Annotated in this window: 25 protein-coding genes and 1 pseudogene; 4 read left to right on the top strand and 22 right to left on the bottom strand. The window is 36.1% G+C overall.

The window, feature by feature from the left end; genetic code table 11:
- Window positions 1–8 precede the first annotated feature (8 nt).
- The 9 genes from cysW to NSS97_RS05865 all read right to left on the bottom strand — a co-directional run bounded on the left by cysW (window position 9) and on the right by NSS97_RS05865 (window position 8,598).
- Complete coding sequence (cysW, locus tag NSS97_RS05905) at window positions 9–866, bottom strand: sulfate ABC transporter permease subunit CysW (RefSeq protein WP_002168927.1); 858 nt, start codon at window positions 864–866, stop codon at window positions 9–11.
- A gap of 11 nt (window positions 867–877) precedes the next feature.
- Complete coding sequence (cysT, locus tag NSS97_RS05900) at window positions 878–1,705, bottom strand: sulfate ABC transporter permease subunit CysT (RefSeq protein WP_002168928.1); 828 nt, start codon at window positions 1,703–1,705, stop codon at window positions 878–880.
- A 21-nt stretch (window positions 1,706–1,726) separates the two neighbouring features.
- A complete protein-coding gene (locus NSS97_RS05895; protein ID WP_002011197.1) occupies window positions 1,727–2,782 on the bottom strand; it encodes a sulfate ABC transporter substrate-binding protein in 1,056 nt (351 codons plus the stop codon).
- Between the two features lie 233 nt (window positions 2,783–3,015).
- Complete coding sequence (locus NSS97_RS05890; RefSeq protein WP_107887141.1) at window positions 3,016–4,038, bottom strand: NEAT domain-containing protein; 1,023 nt, start codon at window positions 4,036–4,038, stop codon at window positions 3,016–3,018.
- 97 nt (window positions 4,039–4,135) lie between these two features.
- Entirely contained in the window at window positions 4,136–4,387 is a 252-nt protein-coding gene (locus NSS97_RS05885; protein WP_060749789.1) for a hypothetical protein, read from the bottom strand.
- A gap of 184 nt (window positions 4,388–4,571) precedes the next feature.
- Window positions 4,572–6,104, bottom strand: coding sequence for a fatty acid--CoA ligase family protein (locus tag NSS97_RS05880; protein WP_044444038.1), 1,533 nt, complete (start codon window positions 6,102–6,104; stop codon window positions 4,572–4,574).
- A gap of 146 nt (window positions 6,105–6,250) precedes the next feature.
- Window positions 6,251–6,694, bottom strand: a complete 444-nt coding sequence (locus NSS97_RS05875) for a hypothetical protein (RefSeq protein WP_016101568.1) — start codon at window positions 6,692–6,694, stop codon at window positions 6,251–6,253.
- Between the two features lie 170 nt (window positions 6,695–6,864).
- A complete protein-coding gene (locus NSS97_RS05870; protein WP_107887044.1) occupies window positions 6,865–7,854 on the bottom strand; it encodes a lipoate--protein ligase in 990 nt (329 codons plus the stop codon).
- A 9-nt stretch (window positions 7,855–7,863) separates the two neighbouring features.
- The gene (locus tag NSS97_RS05865; protein ID WP_341111922.1) at window positions 7,864–8,598 is read right to left on the bottom strand and encodes an MBL fold metallo-hydrolase; all 735 of its coding nucleotides are present in this window, start codon (window positions 8,596–8,598) and stop codon (window positions 7,864–7,866) included.
- 203 nt (window positions 8,599–8,801) lie between these two features.
- Here NSS97_RS05865 and yhfH point away from each other — a divergent pair, with 203 nt between their 5' ends.
- Window positions 8,802–8,930: a protein YhfH gene (yhfH, locus tag NSS97_RS05860; protein ID WP_000567010.1), complete on the top strand. Its 129-nt coding sequence runs from the start codon at window positions 8,802–8,804 to the stop codon at window positions 8,928–8,930.
- Between the two features lie 39 nt (window positions 8,931–8,969).
- Here yhfH and NSS97_RS05855 read toward each other — a convergent pair whose 3' ends face one another.
- A complete protein-coding gene (locus tag NSS97_RS05855) occupies window positions 8,970–9,983 on the bottom strand; it encodes a LacI family DNA-binding transcriptional regulator (protein WP_002087115.1) in 1,014 nt (337 codons plus the stop codon).
- A 224-nt stretch (window positions 9,984–10,207) separates the two neighbouring features.
- Window positions 10,208–10,717, bottom strand: a complete 510-nt coding sequence (locus NSS97_RS05850; protein WP_107887047.1) for a GNAT family N-acetyltransferase — start codon at window positions 10,715–10,717, stop codon at window positions 10,208–10,210.
- A 149-nt stretch (window positions 10,718–10,866) separates the two neighbouring features.
- Between NSS97_RS05850 and NSS97_RS05845 the strand changes: the two genes are divergently transcribed.
- Window positions 10,867–11,220, top strand: a complete 354-nt coding sequence (locus NSS97_RS05845) for a PH domain-containing protein (RefSeq protein WP_044444043.1) — start codon at window positions 10,867–10,869, stop codon at window positions 11,218–11,220.
- Window positions 11,221–11,246: 26 nt separating this feature from the next.
- Here NSS97_RS05845 and NSS97_RS05840 read toward each other — a convergent pair.
- The 4 genes and pseudogenes from NSS97_RS05840 to NSS97_RS05825 form a co-directional block, all read right to left on the bottom strand.
- A pseudogene (locus NSS97_RS05840) lies at window positions 11,247–11,348 on the bottom strand (DUF2087 domain-containing protein); the annotation flags it as partial.
- An 83-nt stretch (window positions 11,349–11,431) separates the two neighbouring features.
- Window positions 11,432–12,109 (bottom strand): YIP1 family protein, encoded by a 678-nt coding sequence (locus tag NSS97_RS05835; protein WP_107887048.1) that lies wholly within the window; start codon window positions 12,107–12,109, stop codon window positions 11,432–11,434.
- A 24-nt stretch (window positions 12,110–12,133) separates the two neighbouring features.
- Window positions 12,134–12,436 (bottom strand): DUF2087 domain-containing protein, encoded by a 303-nt coding sequence (locus NSS97_RS05830; RefSeq protein ID WP_002134855.1) that lies wholly within the window; start codon window positions 12,434–12,436, stop codon window positions 12,134–12,136.
- 36 nt (window positions 12,437–12,472) lie between these two features.
- Entirely contained in the window at window positions 12,473–12,685 is a 213-nt protein-coding gene (locus NSS97_RS05825) for a hypothetical protein (RefSeq protein ID WP_107887049.1), read from the bottom strand.
- 185 nt (window positions 12,686–12,870) lie between these two features.
- Here NSS97_RS05825 and NSS97_RS05820 point away from each other — a divergent pair, with 185 nt between their 5' ends.
- Window positions 12,871–13,593, top strand: a complete 723-nt coding sequence (locus tag NSS97_RS05820) for a hypothetical protein (protein ID WP_341111919.1) — start codon at window positions 12,871–12,873, stop codon at window positions 13,591–13,593.
- A gap of 40 nt (window positions 13,594–13,633) precedes the next feature.
- Here NSS97_RS05820 and NSS97_RS05815 read toward each other — a convergent pair whose 3' ends face one another.
- Together NSS97_RS05815 and NSS97_RS05810 are read right to left on the bottom strand one after the other, a co-directional pair.
- A complete protein-coding gene (locus NSS97_RS05815) occupies window positions 13,634–16,111 on the bottom strand; it encodes a YhgE/Pip family protein (RefSeq protein WP_107887051.1) in 2,478 nt (825 codons plus the stop codon).
- Between the two features lie 207 nt (window positions 16,112–16,318).
- A complete protein-coding gene (locus NSS97_RS05810; protein ID WP_000963368.1) occupies window positions 16,319–16,891 on the bottom strand; it encodes a TetR/AcrR family transcriptional regulator in 573 nt (190 codons plus the stop codon).
- A 326-nt stretch (window positions 16,892–17,217) separates the two neighbouring features.
- Here NSS97_RS05810 and NSS97_RS05805 point away from each other — a divergent pair, with 326 nt between their 5' ends.
- The gene (locus NSS97_RS05805; protein ID WP_016119777.1) at window positions 17,218–18,072 is read left to right on the top strand and encodes a hypothetical protein; all 855 of its coding nucleotides are present in this window, start codon (window positions 17,218–17,220) and stop codon (window positions 18,070–18,072) included.
- A gap of 113 nt (window positions 18,073–18,185) precedes the next feature.
- On the opposite strand, the gene NSS97_RS05800 is transcribed toward NSS97_RS05805, so the two are convergent.
- The 5 genes from NSS97_RS05800 to hemE all read right to left on the bottom strand — a co-directional run bounded on the left by NSS97_RS05800 (window position 18,186) and on the right by hemE (window position 24,619).
- Window positions 18,186–18,485, bottom strand: a complete 300-nt coding sequence (locus tag NSS97_RS05800) for a hypothetical protein (protein ID WP_002087130.1) — start codon at window positions 18,483–18,485, stop codon at window positions 18,186–18,188.
- Window positions 18,486–18,597: 112 nt separating this feature from the next.
- Entirely contained in the window at window positions 18,598–20,964 is a 2,367-nt protein-coding gene (locus NSS97_RS05795) for a DUF6359 domain-containing protein (RefSeq protein WP_341111916.1), read from the bottom strand.
- Window positions 20,965–21,181: 217 nt separating this feature from the next.
- On the bottom strand, window positions 21,182–22,603 hold the full coding sequence (gene hemY, locus NSS97_RS05790) for a protoporphyrinogen oxidase (RefSeq protein ID WP_107887053.1): 1,422 nt from the start codon (window positions 22,601–22,603) through the stop codon (window positions 21,182–21,184).
- 19 nt (window positions 22,604–22,622) lie between these two features.
- The gene (hemH, locus tag NSS97_RS05785; RefSeq protein WP_002134839.1) at window positions 22,623–23,558 is read right to left on the bottom strand and encodes a ferrochelatase; all 936 of its coding nucleotides are present in this window, start codon (window positions 23,556–23,558) and stop codon (window positions 22,623–22,625) included.
- A gap of 14 nt (window positions 23,559–23,572) precedes the next feature.
- On the bottom strand, window positions 23,573–24,619 hold the full coding sequence (gene hemE / locus NSS97_RS05780) for a uroporphyrinogen decarboxylase (RefSeq protein WP_088031242.1): 1,047 nt from the start codon (window positions 24,617–24,619) through the stop codon (window positions 23,573–23,575).
- Window positions 24,620–24,787 lie beyond the last annotated feature (168 nt).

The raw sequence follows: 24,787 nt of genomic DNA, 5'->3' as shown, positions 1-24,787 counted from the left end.
CTCACTCCTTATTGTCGTTTTTCCATTCTCCATTCAATCCAGTTTTTTATAACGAGCGTAAAAACTGCGATGAGTGACATTAAAGTCGCCACAGCGAACGCTGCTGAAAATTGATATTCATTGTACAAAATTTCAATATGAAGCGGCATTGTATTTGTCATGCCGCGCACGTGACCAGACACAACGGAAACGGCTCCGAATTCACCAATGGCCCGGGCGTTACATAAAATCATGCCGTATAATAGACCCCATTTTATATTTGGCAATGTGACGTGCCAAAACATTTTCCAGCCGCTTGCGCCAAGTGATAGCGCCGCTTCTTCTTCACTTTTCCCTTGCGCCTGCATAACTGGGATTAATTCACGCGCAACGAATGGAAACGTAACAAATATCGTCGCAATGATAATGCCAGGAACAGAGAAGATGAGCTTTATCCCGTGTTCCATTAACCATCCGCCAAGAGCAGCACGAGGTGTGAAAAGTAAAACGAATACTAATCCTGCGATAACTGGTGATACAGCAAACGGCAGTTCAATAAGAGATAATAATACTTGCTTTCCTTTAAACTGAAACTTCGTAATAAGCCAAGCAGCTGCTATTCCGAATATCGTATTCAGCGGTACAACAATTAATGCAACGAGAAGTGTTAACCTGATTGCCAAAAATGCTTCTTGATCTGTTACAGCGGCAATATATACATCAATTCCTCGTTCGAACGCTTTCATAAAAATTGTCACGAGCGGCAGTAATAGAAAGAGAGATAAAAATAAAATTGTTATCGTAATGAATAGAATTGGTACAAATTTAGATTCTTTTTTAACTGATACGCTTTTTACTATTTTCTTTTCTAATAATGTTGGTTCCATTTTCTCCCCTCCTATTCACTTTTCAGTTCATGCCTTCTGCTCCAAGTTTGAATCATATTAATAAATAGTAGGAAAAGGAGAGAAATAATAAGCATCACAGCCGCTACAGCTGTTGCGCCTGCATAATCATATTGTTCTAGTTTCGTCATAATCATAAGCGGTGCAATTTCTGTTTTCATTGGCATATTACCTGCAATAAAAACGACAGATCCATATTCCCCTAACGCCCTCGCAAAGGCGAGTGAAAAACCAGCAAGTAGAGCCGGGAATATTTCTGGCAAAATGATTTTCACAAATATTTGAAAGCGTGACGCCCCTAAACTAGAAGCTGCTTCTTCTACTTCTTTATCAATACTTTGTAGTACTGGTTGCACCATTCGGACGACAAATGGTAAGCCAATAAACGTAAGTGCAACAATAATGCCGAGCTGGGTAAAAGCTACTTTTATATGAAACACACTAAATATTTTTCCAATAAAGCCATTTTCCGCATAAAGCGTCGTAAGTGTAATACCAGCTACAGCAGTCGGAAGAGCGAATGGTAAATCGATTAGTCCGTCTAATAACCGTTTCCCTGGAAATGTGTAGCGAACGAGTACCCAAGCAATTAATAAACCGAAAATGGCATTGACGATTGCCGCTGCAAGTGAAGTTGTGAAACTTACTTGATAGGAATGCAACACGCGCTCACTCGTTATAACTTGTGCGAACTTCTTCCAGCCTAGCTGCGAAGTTTGAATAAATACGATAGAAAGTGGTATAAGTACGAATAAACTCATATATAGCATTGTAAATCCAAGAGATAATCCAAACCCTGGTAAGACACGCTTCTTCCTCATATAACGTCACCTCATCCCCCCTTATTTTTTATACATTTGATCGAATACGCCGCCATCATTAAAATGCTTTTCTTGTGCTTTTTTCCAGCCTCCAAATAGTTCATCTACTGTAAATAATTGAACTTTCGGAAATTGTGATGCATACTTCTCTGCTACTTTTTCATTACGGGGGCGATAAAAGTTTTTCGCCGCAATTTCTTGCCCCTTTTCTGAATACAAATATTCAAGATATCCTTCTGCTACTTTTTTCGTTCCTTTTTTATCAACGACTTTGTCTACAACTGCTACTGGCGGCTCGGCAAGTATACTAATCGAAGGTGTTACAATTTCGAATTTATCTTTTCCAAGTTCTTTTTGTGATAATAACGCTTCATTTTCCCAAGCGATTAACACATCACCAATTCCTTTTTCAACGAAAGTCGTCGTTGCCCCGCGTGCTCCTGAATCTAGTACTTCTACGTTTTTATAAATTTGGCCAACAAACTCTTTCGCCTTATCTTCACTATTGTTATATTTCTTCAGTGCATATCCCCACGCCCCTAAATAGTTCCACCGTGCTCCCCCAGATGTTTTTGGGTTTGGTGTAATGACAGACACACCTTTTTTCGTTAAATCATCCCAATCTTTAATTCCTTTCGGGTTTCCTTTTCTCACAAGAAATACAATCGTTGATGTATACGGAGTAGAATTATCCGCAAGTCGCTTCTGCCAATCTTCTGCTAGTTGTTTCTTCTTACTAATCGCGTCAATATCATAAGCGAGCGCTAGTGTTACAACGTCTGCTTCTAAGCCGTCAATAACGGAGCGTGCCTGACTTCCAGATCCCCCGTGTGATTGCTTTACATTTACTGTTTGACCATGCTTCTCTTTCCAATACTTCGCAAAGTCTTTATTGAAATCTTGATATAACTCACGCGTTGGATCATATGAAACATTTAAAAGTTCGACTGTCTTCTTATCTGCACTTCCTTCAGAATTGTTAGTGGATGTTGCCGAACCACACCCTGACAAAAGGACAAATGCTGATAATAAAACACCTGTACTTTTCATTAATGCTGTCTTACTCCACTGTTTCATATATAAAGCCCCCTTAGTTTGTACAATAGAAAAAGGCACACAATCTATTCACAAAAGTGAACGTTGTGCGCCTTCAGTTTCTCTGATGAGCTTCTATTGTATTCTGTTTGATTTCTTTCCATTTTAATTCCGTAATTCACATGTGTCAACTTGGAATTTAGAATTATTATATAAGAAACTTCATACAAGCTAAAAATCAGCGGGAATGGAATCCCACTGATTTTAGTTTCGATTTATTTCTTTAACTTATCTGTCTTCGCAATAAATTGAGCTGCTTCTGCGCGGCTTACCGATTTATCTGGAGCCCATCCATTATCTGTTCCAACTGAAATATTTTCTTGGATTAAAATGTTCGCATACTTCTTACCCCAATGATCTTTTAAGTCAGCAAATTCTTTTGGTAGTTTAATATTTTCATTTCTTTCTAATTTATATGCATTCACAAGCATAGAAGCCATCGATGCACGGTTAATTAGCCCGCTCGGATTAAAGTTACCCTTATCATCACCTTTTACAATGCCAGCTTTTTCAACTGCTGCGATGTATGGTGTAGCCCAATGATTTTGCGCGTCAGAGAATGATGGCTTCTCATCTTTATTAATTTCTAATCCTAAAACAGTAGCTAATATTTTTGCTGCTGAACCACGATCGATATTTTCAGCTGGTGCAAATGTACCATCTGGCTTACCGTGTACTGCCTCTTTGTCTACTAAATATTGAACTGACTCTTGTGCCCAAGTCGGTACATCTGAGAACTTAGATTTCTTTTCAATTGCACTCGCATCGATTTCAAACTGCACCTGATATTTATGATCATATTTAATTGCTGGAATTAATATATGCATTTGCATATTATATTTTTTCGAGAACTCATCGATTTCAAATTGAACAACCTTCGTACCATTATTTGTTTTATCTTCAGAGATCACTTTCACATCATGGAATGTCCCTACTTTATTAGTATCTTCTACTCTAAGGTACTGGAAATAGCTACTATCTTGAATTGTTAACGTAACGATTTTTTTGTCACCTTGAATTGTTACTTTTGCATTTTTCAAATATGTAGAAGCAACAGATGTTTCATTCGTTTGATCTTTATAAGTTTTTAAAATAACGTCATATGTACCATCTGCAAGTTTGCTAGCTGCCTTCATTTCAATCACATCTGCTTTTGCAATTGGCGCATTGAAACCACTTAGTGGAACTGCTAAAGTTGCTGCTATAACGAATGCATTAATATATTTTTTCTTAATCATTATCAACATGACATCTCCCTTTATATGAATATACCCAACATAACTATCATATTGATAATGATTATCAATGTCAAATAAAAAAATTAAACGAATACTCCTATTTATTACATAAATACGCTTTCCGGTCATTTTTAAACAATAAATAATGAGCCGTATGCACTTTTCTCTCTAAATAGTCCAACGAATACGTACTCGATGGATCTACTAAATCCCCAATCGCTCCTGAAAGGTGATCAATTACCTTTTGCAATGTTTCTAAGTTCTTCTTTTCACTCTCCATATTCATTTCATCCATAATGTCACAAATAAGATATTGTACTTTCCGTAAGCGTAATTCCTTCTGCTCCACGTATATCTCCTCCTTATTAGCAATATTACGTTTTAAATATATGGGCTTATAGCTTAACCAATTCTAAAAAATAACGTGAAACTTTAATGAGTAAGAATTTTGTCCATCCAAACTAATCCAGCTTTTTGGGACAAAAAGATATCCATCTCTAAACATGTAGTCATAGAGATGGATATCTTTATTTTTATACTTGCAATGCCTTCTCTCTCAAAGCTCTTCGTAACAACTTACCAGTTGTATTCTTCGGCAATTCTGTTAAAAACTCAATGCTCATTGGCACTTTATATTTCGCTAAATGTAACGTGCAGTAATGCATAAGCTCTTCTTCTGTTACGCTCGTTTGTTTCAGAACGACGTAAGCTCGCACTGCTTCTCCTAAGTTTTCATCAGGAACACCGATTACGACAACTTCAGCTACCGAATCATGAGTATATAATACTTCCTCTACTTCACGAGGATATACGTTATAACCGCCAACTAAAACAATATCTTTTTTGCGATCGACGATATAGAAGTAACCTTCTTCATCCATTTTCGCTAAGTCTCCTGTATATAGCCAGCCATCTTTAATTGTCGCCGTAGTATCTTCTGGTGCATTATAGTAACCCTTCATAACGTTAGGTCCGCGAACAATTAATTCCCCAACTGCACCAACAGGTACTTCTTCCCCAAGTTCGTTCACAATTTTATTTTCTACGTGCCAAATATTTGTACCAATCGAACCTGGTTTACGAGGACGATCTAATGGATTAAAACAAGTAACTGGTGATGCTTCTGATAAACCGTATCCTTCTGAAACGATAACGTCAAAACGGTTTTCAAAGTTTTGGAGAAGGGCAACAGGCATTGACGCACCACCTGAAATACAAAGGCGAAGCGTCTTCACATCTTCTGCGCTCGCTTCTTCAAATAAATATAAGTAATTGTACATTGTCGGTACACCCGCAAAAATCGTTGGGTCATACGTACGACAAATACGGAATACTTCTTTCGGACTAAACTTCGGTAACATTAAAATTGTTGCCCCGTTCACAATCGGCGCATTTACCGCAACAGTTAAACAGAACACATGGAACATCGGCAGTGCCGCAACGACGCGATCGTCCGCAGTATATTGTAAATACGACGCCACATCGCTTGCGTTACTATATAAATTTTTATGTGTTAACATAGCGCCTTTTGGCTTTCCAGTTGTACCTGAAGTGTATAAAATAACAGCTACATCTTCTTCTTCTAGTTCAGGACCTTCGTAAGTTACATCTCCAGTTCCTATACAACTAGTAAACGTTTTCATTTTTTCAGTTTCTGTATGAGTAAAATCTGATGAGGTTTCGCATATAATGATATTTTCAAGTGAAGGAAGTCTTGTTGTAAGAGATTGTATAACAGGTAGAAGGACGTCGAGTACGATGATTGTTTTTACATCTCCATTTTGTAATATGTAATGTATTTCGTCTGCTGTATAAATTGGATTAATCGGAATGACAGTTGCTCCGGCTTTCATCGTTCCGTATAAACCTACTAAAAAATGTGGTGAATTGCCTACAGCTAATGCGACATTGTCCCCTTTTCCAATGCCCATTTTTGCTAAATTACTAGAAAACTTAGTGACCACTTTGTTTAATTGGTCATAAGAGACCGACTGATCCATAAATATGTACGCCGGTTTATCCCCCTTCTTTTTTGCCGTTTCAGCCAAAGATTGAACGAGATTCACACAAACCCCACCTTTATAAAATTTAGAATATTTAAAAATTCTAAATTAATTATATTAAAAGAAAATTAAAGTAGCAAGTGATATTCCATTAACTGCATATACAACGATCACCTCCTGTTGACTCTCTTTGGAAGGATACGGAAATTTCATTCGTTAGCAAATGATGAACCAAAGGCTAAAATCATTTCAAGATAATATGCACTCATCTTTTCACTAAGTTTTTCTAGTTCCTCTTTATTCAAGCTCGTATGCTCCCCATACAAGTTGATTGCATCCGCTCCGTTTTCATGAAAAAACAATGTTACATATAATGTCAGTAACCCGGTATTGGCCTCATCTATTGACAAAACAAGATCTGGCGTTTTATTCATCGTACTAAAAGCTTCATTTCTTTTCCATTTCTTATTTTGAAACATAGTTTGTATATCATCTATCTTTCGTTTGTTATCCGTATGCGTAAAATATATGACATTATCCCTCCCTGGCTTTCCAATAGATAAAAGTGTGCGACTTGAGGACGTTTCATCGTTACAGGCTGTCATTCCGATGACGAAGCTGAGCAGTAATACAACGTACATTATCCTTTTCATTTCAATTCGCCTCCTTTTGAATATATATATTCCTTTATGAGGGGCAAATGTCCTGTGATTTTATGGTGAATGAAATTATATAAGCGATTTTTAAAATATATCGACTTACCGATAAAACGTGACAATCTACGCAAAAAAGAGGCTGCCCGTTACGGCAGCCTCCCTTATTTTTAGAAGAATAAATGCAAGAAATCTTCTGTTGTAATATTACCGAAGTAGCGCGCGATATCTACGCCTTCTAAAGCTACGGTGAATGTATCTTTATCAAATTGTACGCCTGTTAGACGTTCTTCAATGTCATGAACATCTAGTGATCCGAAGAAGTCACCGTAAATTTTACATTCTGTTACTGTTCCTTTTTTCACTTCAAGACGAACGTCAACTTGTCCAACTGGGAAGCGGTGTGAATGTTGTAAGTTGAACTTCGGAGATTTTCCGTAGTTCCAATCCCAATTTTGGTAACGTTCTTCAGAAAGCTTATGGATCTCTTTCCAATCATTTTCTGTTAACTCATACGTTGGAATTTCTGTTTCCCCTTCGAAAATTGTTTCTAGAAGAAGTTGTCTAAACTCTTCTGTCGTCATTTTTTCGTTTAAGAACTCTGTAATGTTCGCAACGCGGCTACGGATTGATTTAATGCCTTTTGATTGAATCTTATCCATTTTCACTTTAAGTGCCGATACAACGTGATCGATTTCAGAGTCAAATAGTAACGTACCGTGACTGAACATACGACCTTTCGTTGAGAACTGCGCGTTACCTGAAATTTTTCTACCTTCAGCTAAAATATCGTTACGACCACTTAGTTCTGCATTTACGCCTAGTTTACTAAGAGCTTTCGTTACAGGCTCTGTGAATTTTTTAAAGTTGCTGAAACTATCTCCATCATCTTTCGTAATAAAGCTGAAGTTTAAGTTTCCTAAATCATGATATACTGCACCTCCGCCTGATAGACGACGAACAACATGAATACCTTTTTCTTTTACGTAATCTGCATTAATTTCTTCTACTGTGTTTTGGTTTTTACCAATGATAATTGAAGGTTCGTTAATGTAGAACAATAAATATGTTTCGTTAATATCTAAATTTTTCACACAATATTCTTCAATCGCTAAGTTTATTCTAGGATCTGTAATCCCTTTATTATCAATAAATAACATCGTATCACCTCATGAGTTCCAAATGTAGCCACTATGCGCTAGCGTAATATGGCCACTGAAAATTTGTTTTGCCTCTGTTACTAAATCAGATGGGTTTCCTGTATGCGGTAAGTGCGTTAATAAAAGTTCTTTTACATTTGCATCTTTCGCAATACTTGCTACTTCTGTACTATTCATATGCCCTGCTTTTGCAGCCTCTTGATGTGCATACATATTACACTCACAAATGAAAAGATCAGCATCTTTTGTGAACGGAATAAGCTCAGGAATATAACTTGAATCAGCGCTATATACTACAGCGTCACTACCAGCTGTAATACGCATCGCAAAGCATGTAACAGGATGAACAGTTTTTAAGAATGAAATGGAGAACGGTCCAACTTGAAGTGGTTCTTCTGGGTTGTACGCGATTCCTTTCGTATGCGGTTCATGTGTTAAAGAATGGAATCCATTCTCATCAAACGTATGACCGTATATTGGTAATTCCGGTAGTTGTCCTTTTGTCACACTCGTAATTAATCTTGCATATTGCAGCACCCCAATGTCTGCAACATGATCATGATGATAGTGTGACAGTACAACTGCATCTATATGAGATGGTGTTATATATTTTTGAAGCTGTGCTAGTACACCACTACCACAGTCGACAAGTAAACGAAAACCATCGTGTTCAAACAAATACCCCGACGTTGCTTCTCCCGCTTCTGGAAAGCCGCCCCAAAAGCCGACAACAGTCATCTTCATATGTATCCATCCTTTCTAAAACCGCGTAGGAATGCCGTTTTTTTCCGTACTTGAGAAAGTTTTTTACTTACATCCTACATTGTTAACTATAATCCATTTCCTAAACTTTTTCATTAATTTTCACTTTTGTTATAAAACAGTTGTTGACTTTTGTTTTTTGTACTAATACAATGATAGTAAGAAATGGAAATGGAGGGATTGACATGATCGATCAACCAATGGAGTTTTTCCGAAATTTACCGACGAAAACTTGTGCTCATTGCGGGAAGGAAATTGATGAGCAGCACGAAGCATACCATAACAAATGTGACGATTGCGTTCACGAAGAATAGTAGTTTGTAAACATAAAAAAACCTAGCAGACATAGTCTACTAGGCTAATAACATCGTATCCTTCATCGTTGAACCTTTCACCAAGAGCTCCAGTTCAAACTCATACAATTCTTTTTGTCGATAATTTTTCGTATGGATTTTATCCATCATTAAGTCGACAACTTTTCGGGCCATCTCGTCGATTGGTTGTTCAATTGTCGTAATACCTGGCTCTGTAATCTGCGCCAAAATTTGATTATCAAAACCGATCACAGCGAGATCTTCTGGAATACTCCAACCATGGCGTTTCGCCTCTGAGATAATTCCAGCTGCAACCTCGTCGCCTCCTGCCAAAATCGCGGTAGGATTTTTTTTGTCCTTTAATACTTCATTGAATATTCGTTTTCCATCATCCCAAGAGAAAGCGTTTTCAAGAAAATCGATCGCTTCCACTTCTCTACTCTTTTCAGTAATAGCGCGTAAAAAGCCCATTTTTCGCTGTTGGCTCACTACTTTCGTTTCGTTGCCACGGCAAAAAATCAGATTACGATATCCTTGTTCTAATACATGATTGGCAGCTATGTATGCACCCTGTGCATGATCGAACTTCACTGTTGGAACATTTGCTTCCTCAATATATTCATTACATAACACGATTGGACCGTGTTGCAAGTATGGCTCCACATTCTCCCATGGATTTTCTAGTGAACATAGAATAATCCCATCTACTTGTTTCGTAGATAATAATTGTAAATACTCCATCTCTTTTTCCGGTAAATATCTTGTTTGACAAATAATCAGTTTATATTTATGTTCAGAAGCAGCAATCTCGATTGCTTCAATAAATCTACTAAAAAAAGGATTTGTAATCCTTGGAACAAGCACCGCAATTGTTTCTGTTTTTTGTTTACGAAGCCTTCTCGCCGCAGAATTAGGAACGAAGCCTAAATGCTTCATTGCTAATTGAACCCTTTTCTTCTTCTCATCTGAAACATATGGATGATTATTGATCACCCTAGAAACCGTTGTCCTTGATAACCCCGCTAATTTCGCCACGTCCTCGATAGTCGACACGAAATTTCCCCCTTTGAATGAAAACGTTTTCTTATCCTGATTATATAGTATATTATTGGAAACTGCAATATAGGTTCTTATGATTTTACTATATTAATATTATACATAGGGAAAAGTCTGTTAATGGCAGGGAATTACACACTACTTTTAGAATTTCACAATATGCATATGAAAAAAGATGTACATACCATAACGCATATACACCTTCTTAATTAATAAGAATTCTATTCAATATAAAAACCCATCAATACGTCGTCTCCATATGATCCATCTTCATATTTAATTTGCTTTCTTTGTCTTCCTTCTTCTACAAAGCCAATACGTTTGTACACTTGAATTGCCCTATCATTAATAGAAACTACACCTAAGCAAATTTTCTCTAAACCTTTCTGCCCTTTAGCCCAGCTAATAAGAAATTCAATTAGCTTCGTACCAATGCCTTGATTACAGTACGCCTCTCTAATCCCCATTCCCATTGTACCTGCATGTCGTAACCGTTCTAGTTCATATCGTTTGAAAACCAGAAAGCCAACCACCTTACTATCTACCTCGTAAACTATATAAAGGTTGCCTTTTTCACTACTTGTCTGTATCTTTTCTCTTTCTGAATCAATATCATTTGGTAATTTATTTGGAGATGATATAAAAAACTTTGTAGTAGTTTCTGATAATATAATTTCTTTTCTAATATCCATAATTGATTCCGCATCAACCTCTTTTGCTAATCGTATCACCGAATCACCTCGTACCTTTTTCTTTTAAAAATAATATTGGAACTATCAAACTAAGAATCTCTAAAGCGCTCAATATGCAACATTACATATTGAGAATCTTTTCACTTTCGATATAATATCCTTACATCTATATAAAAGGAATGTATAAAATGAATCCAATTTTAACAGCTGCAAAACAACTATTACATAAAGACGAAGTTATTATATCTACTTTAAATTGTTCACTTACTGGCTATATTATTACGCATAAAGTTCCGTATCCAGGCATGCTACTTGCTACTAATAGAAAACTTCTCTTTTTTAGCCAATATAAAAATACATTAATTGCCGAATTTGAGTATGAAAAAATTGTATCTATAGAAACGAAGAGAAGAATCTTTGATAAAAAAATAATATTTTATTATGAAGATGAATATATAACGGTGGGATACATTACAAGTTCAAATATTGAAGAGTTCATAGACTTACTACAGAGAAAATGCAAAACTAGCACGGATTCATAATCAGTGGGGATCCCCCCGCTGATTCGTTATTTTAACTCTTCCCACTTCTTCCATACTTCTCTCCCGTTTATTTGGTACATATTATCCTCTCGATCCATAAACCCATGCACGATAAAGTGAAACTTTAATCAGTGGGGATTTTATTCATCCCCCACTAATTATTAGCCCTCACCAATCGGGCTTTTACGGGCAGCCCGACTCCCACCTATCCTTACGCTTTAGCTATTTCCTGCATAAATCCAGACATGCTCGCTAATAAACTAGTGAAAACGAAAAGTACAATAATAAGAGGGATAAGTTTGTCTTTATTTAAATTCGTTATCGTTCTTAAACCTATTCCTAATAAAACGTAATACCAAATATTAAATATATCTATTCTTTGAGCGATTGTATGTAGAATCATATTATCTGTCGCTATTGCACCTAAACCTGTATAAGATATCTCATACCCACTTAGAGAAAATGCAATTAATCCGTTTAAAATCATCCCTAATCTTAATACAAACGAAGCATAAATGATTATCGGGAATGTTTCTTTATAGTTAATATCAACTCCAAAGAAAATCATAATGTTCTTATAGAATATAGGTGCAAAAAGTATAGCTACGATTCCACTGACTGCTGAAAATCCAAATGTAGTAAAGAAAGTTATGTATTTCGGAACAGTAAATCCCGTTTTATCATGAAACATACTGAGTGCAGGATTATTTAAAGAATTCCAAGACATTAAGGCACTTGAAATTATAATAAGCACAATTAAAAAGGCTAGTGGAAAGAATATATTTCTTTGATTCTTCATCCTTTTGAATTGTAGTGTTGGCGAAGTGAATATCCCAAAAATCGATGGTTTTCCAGAAATCTCTTCATGCATAAGACTACTAGCTTGCAAGAAAATCCCCCTTCCTCATTACATTTATAACTCTTCCCATTTCCTCCATACTTCTCTCTCATTTATACGATACACATTATCCTCCCGATCCATAAATCCATGCACGATAAACTCTCGTCTAATCGTACAAAAATCATCATGATATTGTTTTATGAATGTATTAATTTCTTTTTCCGTATACTGATTTTCAGCGTTTAATTTGCTAATCAAATGCTCTAACAATACTAACTTTTTCTTTTTTTGACCTGGAATCGATTTTAAACGGTCCTCTTTATCAAAAAAATTGCGAATGGTCGTATCACGAAATTTCATTTGGCTTTCGGTCATTTTGTTGTCCTCCATCAGTTTTTATGTAATAAAACTTTATTGTTTGTCCTTACTATTTTTCTTCATTCTTTTACTTACAACATCCATAAAGTAATACCCAATAATTAGCACATAGTAAACTACAAGTATTCCTAGTGCATCTTTCATATTTGTATATTTTTCTTTATGAAACAAGATAGGTGAAAGGGCGTAAACAAGAAAGATGATTAGCGGATTTACGATAAAATAATAAGTAAGATTTCCTTTCATCGTATCAACTCCTCTATTCTAGTTTTCTCTGTAAATTGTTGTAATTCCTTTTCACTTTTACTCCTCTCATCCACACTTTTTTAATTTATTTATCACCCTTATATTTGTAACTTATTATTCAAATTAATAATTTCATATGGTAAATTATGTTATAATCCATTTATACATACTTTGGAGGGTACATAGTGAAAAAAGCTATTATAGTATTAAGCATCCTATATCTTATTTTAACTGTACATACAGGAGCTGTTCTTTTAGGAAAAGAAGATTATAGAGATGCTATCAATACATTAAAAGAAACGAAGGAAGTCTCTTCATTTCAATCTGCAAAAGACGGTGTGATTTTATTAAAAGGAACATTAACTACTACACAACCTATTACAGAGGAAAAACTTCAAAATAAAGAATTTGCACTTCTTGAAATTAATACATATAAACGACGAAAGGCAAATTGGAAAAACATTGATACCGAGCAGCATATTGCAAAGCAGCTCTTACTAAACAATGAGGCTCTTCCTGCATTAAAAGAAATCCGCTTCTCAATGGAACCAATTACACTGTCAGGAAAAGATATATCCACCGAAGACTACACACTAAAAAAAGATGATACTCAATTAACAATTAAAGGTAAAGGATACCGATACACAGGAATAGAAAACAAATCAGACACTCTTATTTTTGGTATAAAAAAAGGAGATACACTTGAAGGTTATAGTAGCTCTGAAATTCTAATAGGAAAAACAAAAGAGGACATTTCCAGCAACATGAAACTATATACTTTTGCTGAAAGATATGGTCCATTTGTTTGGATTGTAGCAACAATTATTCTTATAAGTATTGTTATATACTTGTTCCGTAAAAATAGAAAAACAAATGAACTTTCTCAACCAATAAAACAAGACCAATAAAAAAAGGCACCATTTCGGCGCCTTTTTTTATTGGTCTTATTTAAGCTTCAACCGATTGATTCTCAGCAATATTTTTAAACTGTCGTTTGTGCATCCAAGTTAATGAAGCAATTGTTCCAAGTGATAATACAACGATAAAGATCATTAATATCCCTATATTTTGCCACATGAAATTAAAATCACCGCTTGATACGACTGCTTTAAATCCTGATACAGAGTATGTCATCGGTAGCCAAGCATTAAATGGTTGTAAAAACTTCGGAATTAATTCTAACGGGAATGTTCCAGCACTTGTTGTAAGCTGAATAATTAATGTGATGATTGCGATGAAACGCCCTGCATCACCGAATGCTGTTACTAAACATTGAATTAATGAAATAAACGCTAAGCTCGTAACAATACTAAAGAGTATAAAGTATGGAATACTTTGTACTTCTACACCTAACCAGAATAGTAATATGACATCTGCTACTATTGCTTGAATAATACCGACTGATAGTAAAACACCAAACTTACTAATAAACCAGCTGAATCCTGATTTCGGAACGCCGACTGTATCGCGTAATGGGTATACGATAGATAATAGTAATGCCCCAACGAATAAACCGAGTGATAAGAAATACGGTGTGAATCCTGTTCCGTAGTTTGGAACTTCCGCCATTTTCTCCGTCTTCACTTTTACTGGGCTTGCAAACATATCATATGTTTTATCCGTTCCTTTTACTTCTCCTGTTTTTTCTGCCCCTTCACCAAGTTTCTCAGCAAGTGTACTTGATCCATCATTTACCTTTATGAGTCCATCTGTCACTTTTCCGGATCCGTCTGCTAGTTTATTTACTCCGTCGATTAGCTGGGTTGAGCCAGTAGACATTTTATTTAGACCACCATTTAAAGTACCTATGCCTGTTGTTACTTGACTTGAGCCATCCGCTAATTGCGTTATTCCTCCTGTCATTTGGCTTGCTCCTACAGATAATGTACCTAAACCGCCTGTTACTTTACTTGAGCCATCTGCTAATTGAGTTACTCCATCAATTAATTGACCTGACCCGTTATTTAATTTATCTACACCTACTTTGGCATTACTTAATCCTTCACCAAATCCATGAAATTTGCTTACAAATTCTTTTTGCGCATTCAGTAATTTCTCAATACCCTCCGTTAAAGATTGCAATTTCGCTGTATTCGGTAGTTTGTTTTGCGCATCACTTGTTGTTTGAGTTATTTCACCTTTTAATTGTCTTACTTCTTCATTTAATTTATTTGTTCCACCTGCTACTCCAATAGCTTTCTGCTGAACTGTCGCTGTACTTTTCGCCGCATTTGTTATATATGGTTGTAACTTCTCTTGATATTCTTTCGGTAAACTCTCGATTTGCTTTTGCAAATTAGCTACATCTTGCGCTGCAGTTTTTGCATCTCCTGCTGTTGATTGAGTAAATTCATTTAACTGATTTACGTTTTCTGCAGCTCCGTTCATTTTCTCATTTACAGTATTTAATATAGAAGGAACTTTCGCCTGCATTTCCTCTAAACCTACAACAGAATGCTTTACTGTACTATTTAAATCTTGCAAACCATTTTCAATTTTTTGAGAACCTTCTTCTAATTGACTTTGTCCTCCAACAAGCTTTTCCATACCGTTCGCTAATTCATTCGTTCCTGTTTTTAATTCACCTGATTTATTTGCTAATGTATTCAAACCATCAGTTACTTTCTGAGATCCATCTTGTAATTTCCCTATACCTATCTGCATTTCACCCGTTTTGCTATTTAACGTATTTAAACCTGTTGTTACTTTTCCTGACCCATCTACTAATTTATTAGATCCATCTGCTAATTTCTGAACTCCATCCTTCATCTCTCCAGACTTCCCTTGAAGTGTATGAAGGCCATCCGTCACTTTACTTGAACCATCATGCAGTTCACTTGATCCGTCGTGTAGTTTATTTGCTCCTTCCGCCCCATCTGCTAATCCTTTTGAGACGTCTTGAATAGAATCAAACATTTTCTCTGCATATGTTTTCGTTAACGTACTTGATACTTCACCTTTAATTTTTTCAATGGCTGTTCCGCCAATTTGTGAAGATAAGAAGTTCAAGCTTTCGTTTGGAATGTATTCTAAGTTTAATGGTTTTGGATCATCTTTTAATAACGTTGTAGCGTTACTTGAGAAGTTATCTGGAATGCGTACTAACATGTAATACTTTCTACCTTCCATTCCCTTTTTCGCTTCTTTTTCACTTACAAATTCCCATTTGAAACTTGTATTATCTTTTAAGTTATCAACGAGCCCTTTTCCGACCTCAATTGGTTTCCCATCAAATACTGCACCTTTATCTAAATTGACTACCGCAACTGGCAAGTCATCTAGCTGTTCATACGGATCCCAAAAGGCCCATAAAAACATACCCGCATATAAAATCGGTACGAATAAAACCGCGATAATTGGAATTAATATTTTTTTACTTTTTATAATCTCTGCAAATTCTTTACTAAGCAACTTATGCCATTTCATAATTTATCCCCCTTTTTAAAAATGACCAAAATCGATTTATGGTCATTTTTACCCAAATAAAAAGGCTATATCTGTTCATACATATGCCTTATCCCCGAATTTATACTATGCACATTTTCATCTACATGATTATATTTAACCACCCCCCTTATACGATTGACCAATTTGTTCAATTAGTCATTTTTTTATAATATTAAAAGGATTATCTTAATTTGACAATCCTTTTAGTAAATAAAGTTCGAATAATTCCGATATTTTTTCTTTTTCTAACGGTTCATGATTTTTTTCCCAATCAAAAATAAGTGATACGTATAGGCGAAGCATAATAAACGCTGTAATTTCTGGATCACATTTGCTAATTTCACCCTTTTCAATCGCAATTTCTAAATACGATTGAATAACAGAAACGATTTCCACATCTACTTGTTGCATCACTTCTTGTACTTCTTTCGTTCCCATATCACGCTCTTCTTGAATTAGTTTAATCATGAGCTGATGTTCTTTTCTAAATTCTAATATGCTATATAATGCTCTATGTACATTTTCAAAAAATGAAATATCTGAACGAATTGCATTTTCTGCAACTTGCTTCATTTCTGTAATTAAATTAGAAATAATTTCACCAAATAGCTCTTCTTTATTTTTGAAAAAAGTATAAATTGTTCCTTTTCCTACATTCGCTAACTTCGCTACTTGATCCATCGTTGTTGCTTTATAACCGAACGCTGAAAAAGACTTTGTTGCAGCTTCAATAATAGAACGTTTTCGATCTATCGCCACATCGTCACCTCCAAAAATGACCAATTGGATAATATAGTCAATCAGTACATCTTTGATATTACCACACGCTTACATTCTAGACAAGTTCTCTTTTTTATTATTTCCAGTATAAAAAAATTCCAGTCAAATTATATAATACTGTCATAGTGTATCAGAAGAAAAGAGAAAAAGAAAAGGTGTTCTTAAGATATATGATTAAACCTTACTTAACGACAACAAATTTCCCTTTTTTCAAATAATCAAATAAAAAAACAAGAAAATCTTTACATTTAATAGTAATATAGAAAATAGACAAGTTTATCAAAATAGTGGAGGCTTTTTCAGTCATGATGCGTGCGCTTCGTTTAAATATAAAGCAAGCTTTTTGTAGTCGTATTTCTTTAATTATTATGTTTAGTGGATTCGTTCTTATTTGTATTTATCACTATTACTATGTAATTCGTTATTTAGGAGACGCAGCGAGTGGACCTATTTCAACAGATTTAAAATGGATTGGATTTCGCGACAATGAAATGGATGTTTATTTATTATTAATGCCAGTTATTGCGAGTTTCCCCTTTAGTACAAGTTACAATTCGGATAAGTCAGATGGTTTTAAACCGTTTGTGAGTAAGGGAATTTCTATATTTCCTTATTCAGTAACGAAATATATCGTTACGTTTTTTTGCGGAGGATTTCTTTATACGCTTCCATTCATCTTATCGTTATTATTTTGCAAATTAACCATTCCAGACGGAACACCTACGATTGGTTCAGGCATCATAAATGCTGATGGAATGTTCGCAAACCTATATTTCGATGCGCCTCTCACTTACATTACTGTATATATCGGAATTAATTTTTTATTTGCAGGTTTAATGGCTCTTTTAGGACTTGCTGCATCTGTATGGTCACAAAAGGACTATATGGCAATTCTCTTTCCATTTGCAGTTGCCTCCATTCCTTACGTCCTGCTAAATACAATATTTCCTTCAATAGGCGGAGCACCTATTCATTTATATGATCCGAAACAACCATTGCAAGGCATGTCACCGTACATTTTAACGATGCAATGTGCTTTCTTCCTTCTCGTTAGCTTATTTATGTATATACAAGGAGTAAAGCGGGATAGAAAAAAATATAGAAGAAGACTGCAAAAAAGAGATCGGTGTAGAAAAGCGTTTCAAGCAATTTCGGACTAAATAATTGAACGAATAAGAGCGTAATTCCCTAAGTTAGCTTAGAGAATTACGCTCTTATTATCATTTACATTTATCAATCTTATATTTTCAATACTCATATAATCCTCTCCCCTTTACGGCGTACCTGCCAATCCCCATAAAATAACGATCGCCGCAAAATAAATCGCTTTAATAGCTACCACTAAACATAGTGCAATAATTGCGTATTTACTTAATTCTCTTCTTGCACCGATTAAAGTAAAAATAACCGCCAAACTAAACGTTATATAGGAAGTTGCGGTATTTATTAAGTAATACATACTATCTAGATTCTGTGTAAGCCCTGTTATATCGGCTACAAACTGAAGCATGACGATCATGCTAAAAAAAATTGCAAGCTGATTCATTAATTTCCCGTTTATTCGGGCTACCATATGTCTACACCTCCCTGTATTGAAGAATGAATATTCAATCTATTTTATCATAAAAATCCCTAATAATGTAAAAGAACGCTTAGTATATTTCTAAGCGTTCTTTCTCGACTATTTAAGAAGCCTTCTTCAAATCAATTTGAACAAGTACTGGATCGTGGTCACTTACACGTCCATTTTCTTTCATAATGTTTGAGTTTAAGTGTACTGGGTCTACAATTGTGTGCAGTGCGATGTTATTCGTTACTAAAATATGATCTAGCACTTGTGCGTTACCTTCATGAATGTACGTATAGCGGTTCTCTTTCGGCACTGTGTTTAACATATCTTTTAATATCGTTCCCTCTAGTGCTTCTAAAGGTTTAGAGAATTCAAAGTCATTCATATCACCTAATACAACAACTGGTGCATTTGTATTCTTTTCTTGGATACCTTGTACGAAATGATTCACTTCTTGTGCTAATTGAACTCGTTTTTCTTCACTCTTTAATACGAGCGGCTGCACTTTTCCAAATGGCGTTGCATCTCCTAGTTTTGAGTTTAAGTGATTTGAAATGACAACAACGTTTTGTCCTTGGAATGTAAATTCTGCAGCTAACGGTTTACGTGTACTTTCAAATAAAGGATTTTCGTCTCCAATACGAACTACATTTTTATCTAGTAACTTCGGTACTGTCGCTAATTTCACACGAGATGGGTTATAGAAGAAACCGACGCGAATATTCGCTCCAGGTGCCCCGCCGTCTTGATTGTTGTTCGGCGCAATTTCTACATACTCATACTTCGGTCCACGAATTTCTAATACAGCATCAATGATACGTTTTGCGCTTAATGAAGCATCTGTTGTACCGTCATTGATTGCTCCATTATTATCTTGCATCTCTTGTACACCGATAATATCAGGCATTTTTAAATTATATTTAATAGAATAAGCTAACGCTTTTACTTTTTCATCTGTTGTTTCTTTTTTGTTCGCTGAGAAGTTTTCAATGTTATATGTAGCAACTGTTAACTTATCAAGACGCGGCTGAATATTTGCCCCTACTTGCTTAAATCCGCCGTCCACTACAGATGGTAATTCCGTTACTGGCGAAATGCGGAACGAACCGTAGTCATATCCTACTACGCCTGTTATATCTCCAGTGAACGTATCGCCTACTTTCGCGACATAATCACGAGGTACTTTTACAGAAAGGCGCTCTGGATTTAATTGCTCTTTATCTAATAAAGGTGTACCATACTTCGTTACTACTTTATCTCCGCCATTTTTTACTGTTACATATAAATTACCGTTTTTCTGAGGGGCAATAATTTTTGGCGTTGGCATCGTAACGCGCATACCTTCTACACTTTCATAAAAGTCGATTGCATCTTCATTTGGATCAAATAAACCGAATGCATCATTATCGATAATTTGATCAGGAATTTTCACACCGTTTTCTCCAAGTACAATCGGCGCTGGTAAAGGTTGATCTTTTGCGATGACAGCAACGCGGCTCGCTTTAATTTCCGTCGTCGTTAAATCTGTGTCAAACCTTTCTGCATATCCAGGCCCAACATATTCTTCTACTTCTCCATCAACTTGGACAAGATCTCCTACTGCTACATTCGCATCTTTTTTGTATACGTAAATACCTTCAGAAGTAGCTGGATCATTATCCGGCTGATTATCTTCTATATAAAAACCATTTTTATCAAGCGCTGTGACAACGCCTTCCACATTGTTTACTTTCTTCCCATTGTAAGGAGAAATATGTGATTTCCCTTGAATATCATGAATACGAACTGGTTCATTTGTTACGATTATAAATGAAAATGTCGAAACTGCTGAAGAAGTAAGCCCTTCTTTTTCAGCGATTGCTTTCACTACACTATTTTCATTCACTACAATTTGTCCGTTATAACGAACACTTTTATTTGTAGGATTAGAGCCATCTAACGTATAGTAGATTGTTGCTCCTTCTGTATTCGTTGTTAATGTTACTGCTGTTCCTTTTGCAACTTCCCCACCATTTGGTGATGCCACTACATCGCTAACGCGGTTTTGTTCTTCTCCTTGAAACTTATGAGCTGTTACTGATTTTAAACCTGGGCTACCGAAATATAACTCAAGCGTCCCTGTCAACCTAACTTTCTTCCCGATATTTTCAGGATGGTCTTTCACATTTACTGCCGATCTCACATCGCCTTTTGGCAATTGAACAGGCATGATTTTGTCTGGATTCGTTTCGTTTGGCGAATCGGCAATTGCCACGTTTGTGTCGTCAAACTTAGCCGGATCTTTCGTGTATTTAGAAGGACTTTGCGTATACCCAACGATATATCCTTCCACTATCCCCTTCGTTTTCCCTTGCTGCTTAAATACTTGAATTGCTTTTTCTACTGACATAGAAGTAGTTTCTTCCGCCTGCGCTAAAGTTCCAGTAAATGAAAGCAATAACATCAATGATAAAAAGACACTTAATAATTTCTTCACAGCCATTTCCCTCTCCCTATTTCATATTTTCTCAACATTTCTATCATATCAAATGATTCGTTATATAGAACTATATTTCGACAAGTTTTACACAAAATTTATTTAATTTACAAGTTTTCAAACTATAATACAAAATAACTTATATAGGTTTATTGACTAAAGGTATTTTATCCAATAAACAAAACGCCTTCAATATAATTGAAGGCGTTTTGTTTGAAATATTTTAATGTGCGACTAATTTATTCTCCATTACTTTCTCTAAATGAAATAACACACGTTTCGCCGCTAACTCACCTTGCTCAATACAAGCCGGAAGACCAGAACCAGCGTAAGAACTACCTGCCAAATACACACCTGGCAATTCTTCCTCCATAAATGTTGTGAGCTTTTTCATTCGCTCTTTATGGCCTACTGTATATTGAGGCATCGCTTCTTTCCAGCGGCTTACAATTGTAAACTCTGGATCCTCTGTAATATCCATTGTCTTTTGTAAGTCTTCGAGTACGAGCTGCACAATTTCTTCGTCAGTTTGTTCGACAATCGCTTCATCACCTGGGCGTCCGACGTAACAGCGAAGAAGCGTTTTTCCTTCTGGCGTTGTATGTGGCCATTTTTTGTGTGTCCACGTACACGCTGTAATTGTATAATCACTATTTCTTGATACGACAAATCCGGTACCATCAATATCACGCTGAATTGCAGACTTTGGGAAAGCAAGTGCCACGTTTGCAACTGATGTAGACGGAATGTTACGGAAGAAACGAAACTGCTTATACTGCGCAAACATAGATGGCAATACTTTATGCGGCGTCGCAACTACAATCGCGTCTGCTTCCATTTCTTTTCCGTTACTAAGCGTAATCGTATAACTATCACCAAGTTTTGCAACCTTTTCGATACGAGTTCCCTTCATTATCATATCATTAGGAATCTTCGTTTCAAGAGATTCTACTATAGATTCTAAACCGGTTTTCACAGTTTTAAATATTCCTTTTTTCAATTCAGCCTTCTCTTGCTTTGGAGCGAGCGTACGCATACCGAGTGAAATACTACGGTGCTCCTGTTCAATTTGATAAATTTGAGGGAATGTTGACATTAAACTCATTTCATCAATATCCCCTGCATAAATACCAGATAATAATGGCTCAATTAAATTTTCAACGACTTCATTTCCAAGGCGATGCCTGAAAAACTGCCCGAGTGATTGATCAGAAACTGGTTTTGATCTAGGCATTAATAAGTCAAAACCAGCTCTTAGTTTACCAATTGGGGAGAACAATCCGGAAAATAGAAACGGCGTAATTTGCGTTGGAATTCCCATCATTGAACCGCTCGGCATTTTATGTAACCGATTGTTTACGAGAACGAACGATTGACCGGCCTTATTATTTACAAGTTCATCGCCAAGTCCTAATTCTTTCACTAATTTAGCTGCGCTCTCTTTTCTTGCTAAGAAAGAATCAGGGCCACGTTCAATTGTAAATCCATCTTTTTGAACGGTTTGAATTTTCCCGCCAAGTTTACCGGACGCTTCTATAAGCAATGCATCTATCGGCAAGTTTTTTTCACGAATTTCTTTTTGTAAGTTATACATTGTTGTCAATCCTGTGATGCCACCGCCGATGATCACAACTTTTTTCCTCAAGTAAGCTCCCCCTTTCTACTTACATTACAGATTCTTTTTTCTTTAATACAACATCTGCTAAACAGTCGATAAATGCGTCCGATGCGTTTGGCATTTCTGGACGATAATATTTCGCGCCAATTTCATCCGTTACCACTTTACACTCAAAGTCATTGTCATATAAAACTTCTAAATGTTCCGCAACAAATCCAACTGGTGCATATACGAATGAACTGTAGCCGTACTTTTCATTTAATTCTCTCGTTAAATCTTGTACATCTGGACCAATCCAAGGATCTGGTGTATTTCCGGCACTTTGCCAACCTACTGCATAGTTTGCTACTTCAGCACCACGTGCAATATAGTCAGCTGTTTCGTTTAATTGATCCGGGTATGGATCGCCGAGTGCGATAATTTTTTCTGGTAAGCTATGTGCAGATACGATTAACACTGCTTTTTCACGTTCTGCTTCTGACATACCGTTATATATACCTTTCACTGCATCGACCCAATACTGAATAAATTTCGGTTCTTTATACCAGCTATCGATGCCGTGAATTGTTAAGTTTCCAAGTTTTCCTGCTTCTTCTTGCGCTCGTCCTACATACGACTTCACGCTAAAAGTAGAATAGTGAGGGGCAAGAACGAGTGCAATTGCATCTTCTATTCCATCTTTATGCATAGCTTGTACTGCATCTTCAATGAACGGTTCAATATGTTTTAAACCAAGATACATGTGGTACTCTACTTCATCTTGTATTTCATTTAAACGCGTCTCTAACTTTTTAGCTTGCTCTAATGTAATAGTAGCTAAAGGAGAAATACCACCAATTGCACGGTAACGCTCTGTTAAATCTTCTAGCATTTCAGGACTTGGCTTTCTTCCTCTGCGAATATGTGTATAGTAACGTTCAATATCTTCTTCTTTATATGGCGTTCCGTATGCCATTACAAGCAAACCAATTTTCTTTTTCATACAGACAATCTCCTTTACTTCGCTAACTGTTCTTTAGAGTACTCATGAATAAATGTAGTTAAGCGTTTTAATGTATCTGGATTTACTTCTGGGAATACGCCGTGACCTAAGTTAAAGATATAACCTGGCTGCTTCATCCCTTGATCTAAAATACCTTTTACATGTTCTTCAATAACAGGCCAAGGTGCTAATAAGAATGAAGGATCCATATTTCCTTGTACCGCCTTGTGAACACCACGTGCGCGTGCTTCTTCAATCGGTAAGCGCCAATCTAAACCTACTACATCAAGCGGTAAGTCGTGCCATTCATTCACTAAATGTGCAGCACCTACGCCGTGCATAATCATTGGAACACCCATCGGGCGAACTTCTGCAAAAATACGCTCCATCGCTGGTTTAATAAATATACGGTAATCCGCTACATTTACTGCTCCAACCCAAGAATCGAAAATTTGAACCGCTTTTGCTCCTGCATTAATTTGCGCTTTTAAATATGTAATAACCATATCTGCAAGCTTATCCATTAAAGCGAACCAAGCTTTCGGCTCTGCATACATAAACGCTTTCGTATTATGATAGTTACGAGAAGGACCGCCTTCAATCATATAGCTCGCTAACGTAAATGGAGCTCCTGAAAAACCGATTAACGGTACATCTAACATTTCTGTCGTTAATAAACGAATTGTATCTAGTATGTAAGGTACGTCATCTTCTGGATTGATTTTCCCTAATTTTTCTACATCTTGTAAAGAACGGATTGGATTATCGATAACTGGACCAATGCCAGATTTAATTTCCACATCAACACCAATTGCAGGTAGTGGTGACATAATATCTTTATAAAGAATTGCTGCGTCTACGTTATATTGATCAACTGGCAACTTTGTAACGTAAGCGCACAACTCTGGATTATGTGTAATTTCAAATAAAGAATATTTCTCTTTTATTTTTCTATATTCCGGCTGTGAACGACCTGCTTGACGCATATACCATGCTGGTACATACTCTGTACGTTCCCCCCTACATGCTTTTAAAAATGTCTCATTTATAGTTCTTACCAAGACCCTAGCTCCCTTCCTTACCAATGCTTTTTCTTTAAATATGCTCTATTCCGATATTTATCTTTTTTTACTATACAGCTTGTAAAAACAAAATGCATAACATTATGTACGTTGTTCATTAAATTGACACAAACGTTCGTAAAAACGTTTACTATTTTCACAACATTC

Source organism: Bacillus sp. FSL R12-0074, assembly GCF_038005725.1.
Classification (GTDB): domain Bacteria; phylum Bacillota; class Bacilli; order Bacillales; family Bacillaceae_G; genus Bacillus_A; species Bacillus_A mycoides.
The sequence above is the reverse complement of the archived record's forward strand: the minus strand, read 5'-3'. Positions and strand labels throughout refer to the sequence as shown.

Coding starts and splice junctions, on each gene's coding strand:
- cysW (WP_002168927.1), bottom strand. CDS start 866: ATGGAACCAACATTATTAGAAAAGAAAATAGTAAAAAGCGTATCAGTT.
- cysT (WP_002168928.1), bottom strand. CDS start 1,705: ATGAGGAAGAAGCGTGTCTTACCAGGGTTTGGATTATCTCTTGGATTT.
- NSS97_RS05895 (WP_002011197.1), bottom strand. CDS start 2,782: ATGAAACAGTGGAGTAAGACAGCATTAATGAAAAGTACAGGTGTTTTA.
- NSS97_RS05890 (WP_107887141.1), bottom strand. CDS start 4,038: ATGATTAAGAAAAAATATATTAATGCATTCGTTATAGCAGCAACTTTA.
- NSS97_RS05875 (WP_016101568.1), bottom strand. CDS start 6,694: ATGAAAAGGATAATGTACGTTGTATTACTGCTCAGCTTCGTCATCGGA.
- NSS97_RS05870 (WP_107887044.1), bottom strand. CDS start 7,854: ATGTTATTTATTGATAATAAAGGGATTACAGATCCTAGAATAAACTTA.
- NSS97_RS05865 (WP_341111922.1), bottom strand. CDS start 8,598: ATGAAGATGACTGTTGTCGGCTTTTGGGGCGGCTTTCCAGAAGCGGGA.
- yhfH (WP_000567010.1), top strand. CDS start 8,802: ATGATCGATCAACCAATGGAGTTTTTCCGAAATTTACCGACGAAAACT.
- NSS97_RS05845 (WP_044444043.1), top strand. CDS start 10,867: ATGAATCCAATTTTAACAGCTGCAAAACAACTATTACATAAAGACGAA.
- NSS97_RS05830 (WP_002134855.1), bottom strand. CDS start 12,436: ATGACCGAAAGCCAAATGAAATTTCGTGATACGACCATTCGCAATTTT.
- NSS97_RS05825 (WP_107887049.1), bottom strand. CDS start 12,685: ATGAAAGGAAATCTTACTTATTATTTTATCGTAAATCCGCTAATCATC.
- NSS97_RS05815 (WP_107887051.1), bottom strand. CDS start 16,111: ATGAAATGGCATAAGTTGCTTAGTAAAGAATTTGCAGAGATTATAAAA.
- NSS97_RS05805 (WP_016119777.1), top strand. CDS start 17,218: ATGATGCGTGCGCTTCGTTTAAATATAAAGCAAGCTTTTTGTAGTCGT.
- NSS97_RS05800 (WP_002087130.1), bottom strand. CDS start 18,485: ATGGTAGCCCGAATAAACGGGAAATTAATGAATCAGCTTGCAATTTTT.
- NSS97_RS05795 (WP_341111916.1), bottom strand. CDS start 20,964: ATGGCTGTGAAGAAATTATTAAGTGTCTTTTTATCATTGATGTTATTG.
- hemH (WP_002134839.1), bottom strand. CDS start 23,558: ATGAAAAAGAAAATTGGTTTGCTTGTAATGGCATACGGAACGCCATAT.